Annotated in this window: 11 protein-coding genes; 8 read left to right on the top strand and 3 right to left on the bottom strand. The window is 71.2% G+C overall.

What is annotated here, in order from left to right; genetic code table 11:
* Positions 1-18 precede the first annotated feature (18 nt).
* Entirely contained in the window at positions 19-549 is a 531-nt protein-coding gene (locus J7E91_RS07805; protein ID WP_214900208.1) for an EF-hand domain-containing protein, read from the top strand.
* 9 nt (positions 550-558) lie between these two features.
* On the opposite strand, the gene J7E91_RS07800 is transcribed toward J7E91_RS07805, so the two are convergent.
* Positions 559-2106, bottom strand: coding sequence for an AMP-binding protein (locus tag J7E91_RS07800; RefSeq protein WP_308376171.1), 1548 nt, complete (start codon positions 2104-2106; stop codon positions 559-561).
* Between the two features lie 146 nt (positions 2107-2252).
* On the opposite strand from J7E91_RS07800, the gene J7E91_RS07795 reads away from it, so the two are divergent.
* The 4 genes from J7E91_RS07795 to J7E91_RS07780 all read left to right on the top strand — a co-directional run bounded on the left by J7E91_RS07795 (position 2253) and on the right by J7E91_RS07780 (position 6575).
* Positions 2253-3470, top strand: a complete 1218-nt coding sequence (locus J7E91_RS07795; protein ID WP_214900206.1) for an amidohydrolase family protein — start codon at positions 2253-2255, stop codon at positions 3468-3470.
* Complete coding sequence (locus tag J7E91_RS07790; protein WP_214900205.1) at positions 3470-4642, top strand: acyl-CoA dehydrogenase family protein; 1173 nt, start codon at positions 3470-3472, stop codon at positions 4640-4642. The genes J7E91_RS07795 and J7E91_RS07790 overlap by 1 nt, the downstream gene beginning before the upstream one ends.
* Complete coding sequence (locus J7E91_RS07785) at positions 4642-5607, top strand: acyl-CoA dehydrogenase family protein (protein WP_214900199.1); 966 nt, start codon at positions 4642-4644, stop codon at positions 5605-5607. Before J7E91_RS07790 ends, J7E91_RS07785 begins: the two co-directional genes overlap by 1 nt.
* A gap of 500 nt (positions 5608-6107) precedes the next feature.
* Positions 6108-6575, top strand: coding sequence for an ATP-binding protein (locus J7E91_RS07780; protein ID WP_214900198.1), 468 nt, complete (start codon positions 6108-6110; stop codon positions 6573-6575).
* 262 nt (positions 6576-6837) lie between these two features.
* Here J7E91_RS07780 and J7E91_RS07775 read toward each other — a convergent pair whose 3' ends face one another.
* A complete protein-coding gene (locus J7E91_RS07775) occupies positions 6838-7767 on the bottom strand; it encodes a cyclase family protein (RefSeq protein ID WP_214900197.1) in 930 nt (309 codons plus the stop codon).
* 92 nt (positions 7768-7859) lie between these two features.
* On the opposite strand from J7E91_RS07775, the gene J7E91_RS07770 reads away from it, so the two are divergent.
* The 3 genes from J7E91_RS07770 (at position 7860) to J7E91_RS07760 (ending at position 11153) form a co-directional block, all read left to right on the top strand.
* Complete coding sequence (locus J7E91_RS07770; RefSeq protein WP_214900196.1) at positions 7860-8774, top strand: SDR family oxidoreductase; 915 nt, start codon at positions 7860-7862, stop codon at positions 8772-8774.
* 124 nt (positions 8775-8898) lie between these two features.
* Positions 8899-10086, top strand: coding sequence for an acyl-CoA dehydrogenase family protein (locus J7E91_RS07765; protein WP_214900195.1), 1188 nt, complete (start codon positions 8899-8901; stop codon positions 10084-10086).
* An 11-nt stretch (positions 10087-10097) separates the two neighbouring features.
* Entirely contained in the window at positions 10098-11153 is a 1056-nt protein-coding gene (locus J7E91_RS07760; RefSeq protein WP_214900194.1) for a Zn-dependent alcohol dehydrogenase, read from the top strand.
* 27 nt (positions 11154-11180) lie between these two features.
* On the opposite strand, the gene J7E91_RS07755 is transcribed toward J7E91_RS07760, so the two are convergent.
* Positions 11181-12065, bottom strand: coding sequence for a DJ-1/PfpI family protein (locus J7E91_RS07755; RefSeq protein ID WP_308376169.1), 885 nt, complete (start codon positions 12063-12065; stop codon positions 11181-11183).
* Positions 12066-12083 lie beyond the last annotated feature (18 nt).

Here is a 12083-nt window from a genome sequence, read left to right as displayed (position 1 = left end):
CGTCGTACCCTCCCCCCTATGGACAGCGCAGAGTACGAGCGCAAGACAGCGGCCCGGTTCGCCAGCTTCGACCAGGACGGCAACGGATATATCGACCGCGAGGACTTCAGTGCCGCCGCGGCTGCCCTGCTGGCCGAGTTCGGGACGACCGCTCGTTGTGACAAGGGACAGGCGCTCTACGTGGGGGCCGAGGCATTCTGGCAGGGCATGGCGGGGATCGCCGACGTGGACGGGGACCAGCGGGTCAGCCGCGAGGAGTTCGTCACGGGCGCGGTGAAGAGACTGCGGGACAACCCACAGCGGTTCGCCGAGATCGCCCGCCCGTTCCTGCGCGCGGCGATCGCCGTCGCGGCCGGGGACCACGGGACGGGAGTTACTCCGCAGGCCGCCGGGCGCGTACTGCGCGTGCTGGGCGTGCCGGAGGAGAAGGCGCGGGCCGTGGCGACCGCGCTCGACGCGGACGGTGACGGTCTGATCAGCGAGGACGAGATCCTGACCGCCTTCGCCGCGTACTACACGACGCCCGGCCCGGACGAGCCGCAAGCCTGATTCGCGGGCCTACGCCCGCGAATAGCGTTCGCGCAGTTGGTACTTGAGGACCTTTCGCAGCGTCTCGTTGCGCGGCAGCGCGTCCACGACCTCCAGCTGCTCGGGCAGCTTGTGTACGGACAGCCCCTGCGCCCGCAGATACGACGTGACCTCCTCCAGGGTCAGCGGTGCGGCGCCCGGGGGCTGTTCGACGACGGCGCACACCCGCTCGCCGCGCGCCGGGTCGGGCAGCCCCACCACGGCCGCGTCGCCCACGCCCGGGTGCCGGTGCAGGAGGTCCTCGATCTCCTTGGCCGAGATGTTCTCGCCCTTGCGGATGATGATGTCCTTCAGCCGCCCGGTGAGCACCAGATGGCCGCTCGCGGTGAGGTGCCCGACGTCACCGGTGAGCAGGAAGCCGTCCTTGTCGAAGGCCCCCGCGTTCTGGGCCGGGTCCAGGTAGCCCCGGCACACCGCCTCGCCGCGCAGCCGCACCTCCCCGTCCGCGCCCGCGGGCAGCGGCGTGCCGTCCTCGGCGGTGATGCGTATCTCCATCCCTCCGGGAGGCCGGCCTTCCGTCGTCGCCAGGTTCTCCGCCGTGTCGTCCGGGGAGCCCATCGTGATCATCGGGACCTCGGTCATGCCGTAGCCGTGGGTCAGCCGGCAGCCCATCTCGCGTACGACGGCGTGGTAGATCTCCGGCGGTTTGGGCGCCCCGCCGCCCGCGAGCAGCCGCAGCGTCGGAACGATTCTGCGGGAGGGGTCCTTGCGCTGTTCGGTCAGGAACATCGAGTAGAAGGCGGTGGACCCGCCCGCGACCGTGACGCCGTGCCTGCGGTAGCCGTCCAGGGCCGCGGGCATCGCGAAGTGCTCGAAGAGGACGGCGGGGAAGCCGTACAGGAGAAGCATCACCAGATAGTCCGGGCCGCCGATGTGCGCGTACGGGAACGCGATCGAGCCGATGTCGTGCGCGGAAAGCCGCAGGGCGTGCGCGAGACACGAACCGCCGGCGATCAGTGAACGGTCGGTGTGCAGGACGCCCTTGGGGTCCGAGGTCGTTCCGGAGGTCCAGTAGATCCAGCGCACCGCGGTGCCGTCGGAAGGCGGTGGGGGGAGCGTTCCCGGGTCCCCGTCCGGAACGTTCCCGTACGCCTCGAAAACGCCCCGCGCGCCGAGCCGGTGCGCCATCTCCGTGTGGTCGAAACCGCGCCACTGTCCCGGCACCGCGAAGAAGTCCGCCTCGGACTCCCGCAGCGCGAATCGGACTTCGCGCTCCCGGTAGAACGGAATGACCGGCGTCTGTACGGCGCCGAGCCGGGCCAGCGCCACCGAAAGGAGCACCGTCTCGATCCTGGTCGGCAACTGCCAGGCGACGACGCTTCCGGGGCGCACCCCCTGTCCGTACAGGCCGGCCGCGACACGCTCGGCGCGGTCTCTGAGTTCGCCGAAGGTCAGTACGCGGTCGTCCTGGAGCAGCACGGGCCGCTCGGGAGTGAGCGCGGCGCGGCGGCCGACGAGTTCCCAGAGCGTACGGGAGGTGCCCAGCGCGTGCGCGGTGTCGGTCGCGGTGTCGGTCACGGCAGGCAGCCCCCTCATAGCTGACGGATGGTCAGATCGTGCGGAGAGCGTAGGGCTCCGCGCCTTGTCGGTCCAGGGGTGCGGGGATAGCCTGAAACCTGACGGGTCATCAGAAACGGGGATCGCGAACGCCGGAGGACACGCCCATGGAACTGCCCCGGATCGTCAGCGTCGACGACCATGTGATCGAGCCGGCGCACCTCTTCGAGACCTGGCTCCCGGCGAAGTACCGCGACCGCGGTCCCCAACCGCTGACCGCCGGGATCGGCGAACTCGCCTATGTGGCGGGCAAGTACCAGATCACGATGGACCCGGAAGGGCCGCCCACCGACTGGTGGATCTACGAGGACCTGAAGTTCCCGTACAAGCGCAACATCGCCGCCGTCGGCTTCGACCGCGACGACATGACCCTGGAAGGCATCACCCGCGCGGAGATGCGGCGCGGCTGCTGGGACCCCAGGGCCAGGCTCGCCGACATGGACCTCAACCACGTCGAGGCCTCCCTGTGCTTCCCCACCTTCCCGCGCTTCTGCGGGCAGACGTTCGCGGAGGCGCACGACAAGGAAGTCGCCCTCGCCTGCGTGCGCGCGTACAACGACTGGATGGTGGAGGAGTGGTGCGGCGACAGCGGCGGCCGGCTGATCCCGCTGTGCATCATCCCGCTGTGGGACATCGGCCTCGCCGTCGCGGAGATCAAACGGAACGCGGCACGCGGCGTACGGGCGGTCACCTTCAGCGAGATCCCCACCTACCTCGGGCTGCCGTCCATCCACTCCGGCCACTGGGACCCCTTCTTCGCCATCTGTGAGGAGACCGGCACGGTCGTCAACATGCACATCGGGTCGTCCTCGCAGATGCCCGCGGCGTCCCCGGACGCACCGCCCGCCGTGCAGGCCGCCCTCAGCTTCAACAACGCCATGGCCTCGATGATGGACTTCCTCTTCAGCGGCGTCCTGGTGAAGTTCCCGCGCCTCAAACTGGCCTACAGCGAGGGCCAGATGGGCTGGATCCCGTACGCCCTTGAGCGCGCCGACGACGTGTGGGAGGAGCACCGCGCGTGGGGCGGCGTCAGGGACCTCATCCCCGAGCCCCCTTCGACGTACTACTACCGGCAGATGTTCTGCTGCTTCTTCCGCGACAAGCACGGCGTCGCCTCCCTGGACGTCGTCGGCCGCGACAACGCCACCTTCGAGACCGACTATCCGCACGTCGACTCGACGTTCCCGCACACGAAGGAAGTCGCGCTCGATCACGTGAAGGGCCTCGACGACGAGACCGTCTACAAGCTGATGCGCGGCAACGCCATCCGCATGCTCGGTCTCGACCTGGACCGCGACCGCGTCCCCGCCGCCCGCGTCCGCTGATGGACCTCACGTACACCGAGGAGGAACAGGACTTCAGGGCCCGCCTGCGGGAGTGGCTGGCGGCCACCCTGCCCGGCCTGCCGCCCCGGCCGGACCCGTTGGACTGGCCGGCCAGGCGCGCGTACGACACGGCGTGGCAGCGCAGGCTGTACGACGCGGGGTACGCGGGGCTGCACTGGCCCGCCGACGCGGGCGGGCGGGGCGCCACTCCCACACAGCATCTGATCTTCCTGGAGGAGACGGAGCTGGCCGGGGCGCCCTATGTCGGCGCGAACTTCGTGGGCCTGCTGCACGCGGGGCCGACCATCGCCGCCGAGGGGACATCACGCCAGCGCGCCCGCTGGCTGCCGCCGATCCTGAGCGGCGACGAGGTGTGGTGCCAGGGTTTCAGCGAACCGGACGCAGGATCGGACCTGGCGGCGCTGCGTACCAGGGCGGTGCGGGACGGGGACACGTACCTCGTCACCGGATCGAAGATCTGGACCTCGCACGCGCAGGTCGCCGACTGGTGCGAACTGCTGGTGCGCACCGAACCGGTGAGCGCGGCCGTTCCCAAGCACCGGGGCATCACCTGGCTCGCCATGCCGATGAACGCTCCGGGAGTGACCGTCCGGCCGTTGCGAACGCTCACGGGAACGGCCGAATTCGCGGAGGTGTTCCTCGACGAGGTACGCGTGCCGGTCGCCAACCGCGTGGGGGACGAGAACGACGGCTGGCGCGTCACCATGGTCACCCTGTCCTTCGAGCGCGGCACGGCCTTCGTCGGCGAGGTCGTCGCGTGCCGCAGAACGCTCCGCGCACTCGCCGCCGCCGCTCGCGCGAACGGCCTCTGGGACGACCAGGAACTGCGCCGCACCCTGGGGCGCCTCAACGCCGAATTCACCGCGCTGTGGCGCCTCACCCAGTGGAACGTCAGCGAAGCACAGCGCACGGGGCGCGCACAGGGCGTTCCCGGGAACGGCGGTTCGGTCTTCAAGCTGCGCTACTCGCACGCGCGTCAGGAGCTGTACGACGCTGCCGCGCGGGTGCTCGGCCCCGGCTCCCTCGACCTGTCCCACGACTGGACCCCGGACCGGCTGTCGTCGCTCTCGTACACGATCGCGGCGGGCACGTCCCAGATCCAGCGGAACATCGTCGCCGAGCGCATCCTCGGCCTTCCCAAGGGGCGCTGATGGACTTCCGTCTCACCGGCGACCAGCGTGCGCTGCAGGCAGGCGTACGGGAGCTCCTCGAAGGCCGCTTCGGGCGGGAGCGGCTGCGGGCGGCGGTCGACAAGCCGGGTCCTGGACCGGGCCCGGCCCTGGACCGTGCCCTCTGGCGGGAGCTCGGTGACGCCGGATTCTTCGCGCTGCGGCTGCCCGAGAAGGACGGCGGAGTGGGACTCGGCCTGCCCGAGGCGGTCCTCGCCTTCGAAGAGGCGGGGCGAGCGCTGCTCCCGGGCCCCCTGGTGGCCACGCACATCGCTGCCGGCACGTTCCCGGGAGCGGCCACCGGCGAGAGCGTGGTGACGAGGGTGGACGGCGAGCTGGTGGAGTGGCTGGACGCGGCGGACTGTGTTCTCGGGGGTCCCGGGGGTCCCGGGGGTCCCGGGGTTCCCGGGGTTCCCGGGAACGCGGCGGGAGCGGTGCCCGTACGTTCCGTGGACCCGCTGACGCCGCTGCACCGTGTACCGGCCGGGGCGGACGGGGCGAGGGCGGTCCCGGCGCCCGAGGCCGCCTACCGGTCCGAGGCCTCCGTCGCCGCCCTCCTGACCGCCGCTGAGCAGCTCGGCAGCGCCGCCCGTACCACCGAGGCGGCCGTCCAATACGCGGGCGTGCGCGAGCAGTTCGGCCGGCCGATCGGGGCGTTCCAGGCGGTCAAGCAGCTCTGCGCGCAGATGCTGGTACGTACCGAGGTGGCCCGCAGCGCCGTGTACGGGGCCGCGGTGACCGGGGACCCGGTGGAGATCGCCGGGGCCAAGCTCCTCGCCGACGACGCGGCGGTCCGCAACGCACGGGACTGCCTTCAGGTGCACGGCGGCATGGGCTTCACCTGGGAGGCCGACGTACACCTGCATCTCAAGCGCGCATGGGTGCGCGCCGAGCGGTGGCCGACAGCGGGGGAAGCGGCGGACGTACTGGCGGGGGCGCTGCTGTGAGCGGCTGCCGGGCGGGGCGCCGAGCGGGGAGGCATGGTGACTCTTCGCGCACACGAGGCCTACGGTCCGTGCCACCTGTGGCCCTGGGTAATGCACCGGTCACCCGAATCCTGCGACTGGTGAGCGATTACCGTGCGTCGATATCGGGTTGTGTCCTTCATGTGACTCGTCACAGGCCGGAGTCGGGGGTGCGCTCCGGTACCCTCCGTGGGATGCGAGTGGTTGTGATGCGCAGCGGTCCCGGCGTTGCCTCGGTGGTGACTCCGGGCCGCGAGATGTGCGCCGCTCGTGCCGTGCGGGGGCGCCCTGCGCGCCCCTGTTCGACTCCCCGCAGCGTGCGTCGCACAGTATGCACCACGCGTACTCCTTCGCGCTGGAATATGCCCGAAGCGCTTGTTGCGGTGACTGTACGTCAACCATGCTGTTCCATAAGGGGATCACGTTCCGTGACCCTGTGGAGACGCGAGGCGATGTGTCCGCCGGTTCGGATGGTGTGAGCGGTGCAGGTGCTTCAGGTGCAGTTGGAGGTAGGGGCCGACCCGGCCGAGGTGGGGCGTGCCCGGCGGTGGGCACGTTCGCGGCTCGCCGGCTCAGGGATAAGGGTCGACGAGCCGCTGGCCGAGACTCTGATCCTGCTCATCTCGGAACTGGTCACGAACGCGGTGGTGCATACGGGCTGTCCGGCCGTACTGCGCATGCTCTTCGGGGCGGCCGACGACGGCACGGTGCGGGTCGAGGTGGCCGACGCGAGTGCCTGCCCGCCGAAACCGCGGCACGCGGAGGGCGACGACACCAACGGGCGCGGGCTCGAGCTGGTCGACGGGCTCGCCGACCGCTGGGGCTGGCAGTCCGAGGGTGCGGGCAAACGGATCTGGTGCGAGGTGGACCGGGGGGCGCCCGTGGTGGCGTCAGGGGCGTACGAGGCGAATGCGTTTGAGCCGTCGTGCGCTGTCACCAATAGTGCATAAGTAGCAAATTGGCGATCAGGTGTTGACGGTTCATGGTGCCCTGATGACCCTTGACTGAGGCGATTCGCTGCGAGGGGACGCCGAGGAACCGAGCCGCGCCGCAGCGGCCCGTCCTTGGCGAGTGCGGGTCGTGGTTCGGCGTCAGCTCTTCGAGGCAAGAGGGGCAGGGCCTGTACGCCGGATCCGGGTGGTGGCCCTTGTGCCGCGCTCGGGGCGTGCGGGAGTGCGTCGCCACCCGGCTGCTCACAAACGGAAGTCGGCGTCAGAGGATCGCGACGGGCGCGACCGGGGCGCCCGTGCCGCCGACGAACGGCTCCGGCATCGCGGAGAGCAGGAAGGCGTACCGCCCCTCCTGCGCACAGGCTGTGGACAGCTCCTCCAGATTCCAGTTCTGACCCTGGAGCATGCCCATCTCGACGAGGTCGAGGGCGTGTACGGGCAGCCACAGGTCCTCGATCTCGGGCGGGAAGATCTCGAAGGTGAGCGTGTCGTTCGCGACCGCGGCGACGTCGCGGGCGTGGAACCACTCGGGCGTACGGATGGACAGTCCGGGGGACGGGTAGCCGTACGCGTGCTTGTCGCCCGCCAGGTAGGCCCGGATCTGTCCGGTCCGTACGAGAACGATGTCACCGGCCCGGACCCTCGTGCGCGCCAGTTCCTCCGCGGCGTCGAGGTCCTCGGATGTCACCGCGTGATCACCGGCCAGCCGGTCCACTCCGCGCGCGCGGGCCACGTCGAGGAGCACCCCGCGCGAGACGATGTGCCGCGCCTTGTCCATGCCGCTGAACCGGGCGCGGGTGTGCGCGGTGATGGTGGCGGCCGGGCGGCCGTTGTAGATCTTCCCCGAGTGCGACGCGTGGGTGAGGGCGTCCCAGTGGGTGGCCGCCTGGAGCCCCATGGTGACGGCGTCGTCGCTGGTGGCGACGGTGCCGGGGCCGAAGAGCTCCTGGTTGATCTGGACCATGGAGTGGAGCGGGTTGACCCGGCCGGGGATCAGCCCGGTCTGTACGCCGTCCTCCTTGAGCGGGAGTGCGAGGGGTATGCGGAGGCCGGTGCGGACGGTGGTCGCGGCGGCGGTGCGTACGACCTCGTCGGTGATGAGGTTGAGGGTGCCGATCTCGTCCTCGGCGCCCCAACGGCCCCAGTTGTTCACGCGCTTGGCGATGTCGTGGAACTGGGCCGGCAGTGACATGGGGGCCTCCTTGCGGCATGGGGCTTGTGCTCGGGCGACCGGGTGCGCGTAAAATCTAACGGTCCGTCAGAAACTGCGGGAAGGGGCCGGGCGTGGGGAACTTCTTGGCAGGCAAGGTCGTCGCCGTGACCGGTGCCGGGCGCGGTATCGGGCGGGCGGTGGCGCTGGCCTGCGCGGCCGAGGGCGCGAAGGTCGTCGTCAACGACTACGGCGTCTCGGTGGAGGGCTCGGAGCCGACGAGCGAGGTCGCCGAGGCGGTGGTGAAGGAGATCGTCGCGGCGGGCGGCGAGGCGGTCGCGGTCGCCGACGACATCTCGACGATGGCGGGCGGGCAGCGGATCGTCGATGTCGCACTGGCGCGGTACGGGCGGGTCGACGGGGTGGTGTGCGTCGCCGGGATCCTGCGCGAGCGGATGCTCTTCAACATGGCCGAGGAGGAGTGGGACCCGGTCGTCGCGACGCACTTGAAGGGCACCTTCACGGTCTTCCGGGCGGCGTCGGCGGTGATGCGCAAGCAGGGCGGCGGGACGCTGATCGGTTTCACGAGCGGCAACCACCAGGGAAGCGTCGCCCAGGCCAACTACAGCGCGGCGAAGGGCGGGATCATCTCGCTGGTGCGCAGCGCGGCGCTCGGGCTGCACAAGTACGGGGTGACGGCGAACGCGGTGGCTCCGGTGGCGCGTACGCGGATGTCCGCGAACGTACCCATGGAGCTGAAGGAGATCGGCGAGCCGGAGGATGTGGCGGCGCTGGTCGTCTACTTGCTCTCCGACCGGGCGCGGGAAGAGCGGATCACCGGGCAGGTCTATACGGTCGCCGGCCCCAAGATCGCGGTCTGGGCGCAGCCGAGGGAGCTGCGGGCGGGGTACGCGGAGGGCGGGCGGTGGACGCCGGAGCGCATCGCGGACTTCCTGCCGGGGACGGTCGGGACGGACCCGATGCCGATGCTGGCGCAGCTGGAGGCGATGGCCGAGGCGGCGGCGCGGAAGGCGCGGCCGAATGGTTGAGGACCGCTGTCTGGGCATATCCAGCCCGTCCGGCGTTTGAGGACACGCTCGTAGGGCGTCCGGCCCCGGCCACGTCCGACCCCCGACACCTGTCCGCACGTATGCGCAACGAACAGGAGACCCCGTGGACTTCGCCTTCGGCCCCGACGACGACGCGTTCAGGAGCGACGCGCGGGCCTGGCTCGGCGCGCATCAAGGGGGTACCCAGGGAAGGGCATGGGAGCGGGAACTCGGCAGCGGCGGGTGGATCGGGATCGGGTGGGAGGACGGCGGGGCGTACGGCGGCCGGCGGGCCGGTCTGACCCAGCAGGTCGTCTGGGCCGAGGAGTACGCCCGAGCCCGCGCCCCCGCCAGAGCCGGGCACATCGGGGAGAACCTGCTCGCGCCCACCCTCATCGCCTACGGGAGCGAGGCGCAGAAGCAGCGGTACCTGCCCGCGATCGCGCGCGGCGAGGAGTTCTGGTGCCAGGGGTACAGCGAGCCCGGCGCCGGTTCCGACCTGGCCGCGGTGCGCACCGTCGCCGTACGGGACGGGCGCGCGTACCGCGTCACCGGGCAGAAGATCTGGACCTCCCTCGCCCGGGACGCCGACTGGTGCTTCGTCCTGGCCAGGACCGGGCAGCCGCAGGCCGGCGCGCGGCGCCACCACGGGCTGTCGTTCCTGCTGGTGCCGATGGACCAGCCGGGGCGTATCGACGTACGGCCCATCCGGCAGCTCACCGGGACCAGCGAGTTCAACGAGGTGTTCTTCGACGGGGCCGTCGCCGAGGACGTCGTCGGCGGCGAAGGCAACGGCTGGCGCGTCGCCATGGGCCTGCTCGCCCTGGAGCGCGGCGTGTCCACTCTCGTGCAGCAGATCGGGTTCGCGGAGGAACTGAGGGAGATCGTGCGCGTCGCCGTCGAGGCGGGAGGCGGAGGCGGAGGGGAAGGGGGGAGTGGCGCGGGCGCGGGAGGCGCCGGGGATCCCGTCGTACGCGCCCGCCTCGTCCGGCTGTGGGCCGAGCTGCACACCATGCGCGCCAACGCCCTTCGGACCCTCGGCACTTCGGAAACCGGCCCCGGCGCCCCCAGCGTCGCCAAGCTCCTCTGGGGCGGCTGGCACCGGCGGCTCGGCGAGCTGGCCGTGCAGGTGCGGGGCGCGGCCGCGACGGTCGGACCGTACGACTGGGACCAGGAGCGGCCGTACGAACTCGATCCGCTCCAGCGGCTGTTCCTCTTCAGCCGGGCCGACACCATCTACGGCGGCTCCGACGAGATCCAGCGGAACATCATCGCCGAGCGCGTGCTCGGCCTACCCAGGGAGTCCGGATGAGAGGCGGCGGCATGCGGGGTGTGGTCTTCGACGGGAAGGCGGTCCAGGTCGTCGATGACCTTGAGATACGGGACCCGGGTCCCGGCGAGGTCATGGTGGCCGTCGGCGCGGCCGGGCTGTGCCACAGCGATCTGTCGGTCATCGACGGGACCATCTCCTTCCCGGCCCCCGTCGTCCTCGGGCACGAAGGCGCGGGTGTGGTCGAGGCCGTCGGCGTCGGGGTGACGCATGTCGCGCCCGGTGATCACGTGGCACTGTCGACCATCGCCAACTGCGGGGCGTGCGCGGAGTGCGGCCGCGGCCGGCCGACGATGTGCCGCCAGGCGATCGGGAAACCCGGGCAGCCCTTCTCGCGCCGCGGCGAACCGCTGTACCAGTTCGCGTCGAACTCCTCCTTCGCCGAGCGCACCCTCGTGAAAGCCGTCCAGGCCGTCCGGGTTCCGCACGATCTCCCGCTGACCTCGGCGGCGCTCATCGGCTGCGGTGTCGTCACGGGCGTAGGTGCCGCGCTGAACCGGGCGAAGGTCGGCCACGGCGACACCGTCCTCGTCATCGGGACAGGCGGAATCGGGCTGAACGTCATCCAGGGCGCCCGTATCGCCGGGGCGTCGACGATCGTCGCCGTCGATTCCAATCCGGCCAAGGAGGCGGTCGCGCGGCAGTTCGGTGCGACGCACTTCCTTCCGTCGGCCGACGGGGACGCGGTACGGGAGGTCCTGCCGACCGGCGCCGACCACGCCTTCGAGTGCGTCGGCAAGACCACGCTCGTCCGGCAGGCGATCGACCTGCTCGACCGGCACGGACAGGCGGTGCTGCTCGGCGTACCGGATGCCACGGCCGAGGCGTCGTTCCTCGTCTCGTCGATGTACCTGGACAAGTCGATCCTCGGCTGCCGGTACGGTTCTTCGCGCCCGCAGCGGGACATCGCGCTGTACGCCGAGCTGTACCGGGAGGGCCGGCTGCTGCTCGACGAGCTGGTGACGAAGACGTACCCGGTCGAGGACTTCGCGAAGGCGGCGGACGACGCGCACCACGGGCGGGTGGCGCGCGGAGTGCTCACCTTCTGATCGGTTGGGTGATACGGGCTACGGGCCTCACGTCACGGCCGGCGCCGTGTGCCGCCCGCGGCCGGCACGCTCCACGCGCTGCTGGGTCAGCCACTGTCCGGGGCTGATCCCGGCCTCCTCGCGGAACCGGCGCGTGAACGTCCGTACCGACATCGACTCCTGCTCGGCCATGTCGCGCAGCTGGATCGGCTCGTGGAGCCGGCCGAGTGCCCATGCCCGCGCGGTGGTCGTCGTCGCGAGCTGGGGCTCCGGGACCGGGCGGTGGACGTACTGGGCCTGGCCGCCGTCCCGGTGCGGCGGTACGACGCTGCGGCGGGCAACAGCGTTGGCGACCCCGCTGCCGTGGTCGCGCCGCACGATGTGCAGGCAGAGGTCGAGCCCGGCGGCGACCCCGGCGGAGGTCAGGACGTCGCCGTCGTCGATGAACAGGACGTCCGCGTCGACCTTGACCGACGGGAACAGCCGCTGGAAGTGCTCGGCCGCCGACCAGTGGGTGGTGGCGGGCCGGCCGTCGAGGTAGCCCGCCGCGGCCAGGACGTAGCCGCCGGTGCAGATGGAGACCATGCGGGTGCCGGGGCGTACGAAGGCGAAGGCGGCCTTGAGCTCCTCGGTCAGCACGCCCTCGTCGTAGACGCGTCCCAGCTCGTACGAGGCGGGGATCACGACCGTCTCGGCGGTGGCCAGCGCCTCGGGGCCGTGCTCGACGGCGATGGCGAAGTCCGCGTCGGTACGGACCGGGCCCGGCGGCCGGACGGAACACGTCACGATCTCGTAGAGCGGGCTGCCCGCGGCATCCGTCGCAAGGCCGAAGATGCGGTGCGCGATGCCGAGTTCGAAGGGGAGCAGTCCGTCGAGCGCGAGGACGACGACGCGGTGCGGCGCGGCGCAGTACTCCTTGTGCTCCTTCTCCACTGGCTCTCCTCGCCGTCT

Source organism: Streptomyces sp. ISL-99 (assembly GCF_018614005.1).
GTDB classification, from domain to species: Bacteria; Actinomycetota; Actinomycetes; order Streptomycetales; family Streptomycetaceae; genus Streptomyces; species Streptomyces flavidovirens.
The sequence above is the reverse complement of the archived record's forward strand: the minus strand, read 5'-3'. Positions and strand labels throughout refer to the sequence as shown.

Bases quoted from the DNA above. Each gene is read 5' to 3' on its own strand.
- J7E91_RS07805 (WP_214900208.1), top strand. From the start codon at position 19: ATGGACAGCGCAGAGTACGAGCGCAAGACAGCGGCCCGGTTCGCCAGC.
- J7E91_RS07795 (WP_214900206.1), top strand. From the start codon at position 2,253: ATGGAACTGCCCCGGATCGTCAGCGTCGACGACCATGTGATCGAGCCG.
- J7E91_RS07790 (WP_214900205.1), top strand. From the start codon at position 3,470: ATGGACCTCACGTACACCGAGGAGGAACAGGACTTCAGGGCCCGCCTG.
- J7E91_RS07785 (WP_214900199.1), top strand. From the start codon at position 4,642: ATGGACTTCCGTCTCACCGGCGACCAGCGTGCGCTGCAGGCAGGCGTA.
- J7E91_RS07775 (WP_214900197.1), bottom strand. From the start codon at position 7,767: ATGTCACTGCCGGCCCAGTTCCACGACATCGCCAAGCGCGTGAACAAC.
- J7E91_RS07760 (WP_214900194.1), top strand. From the start codon at position 10,098: ATGCGGGGTGTGGTCTTCGACGGGAAGGCGGTCCAGGTCGTCGATGAC.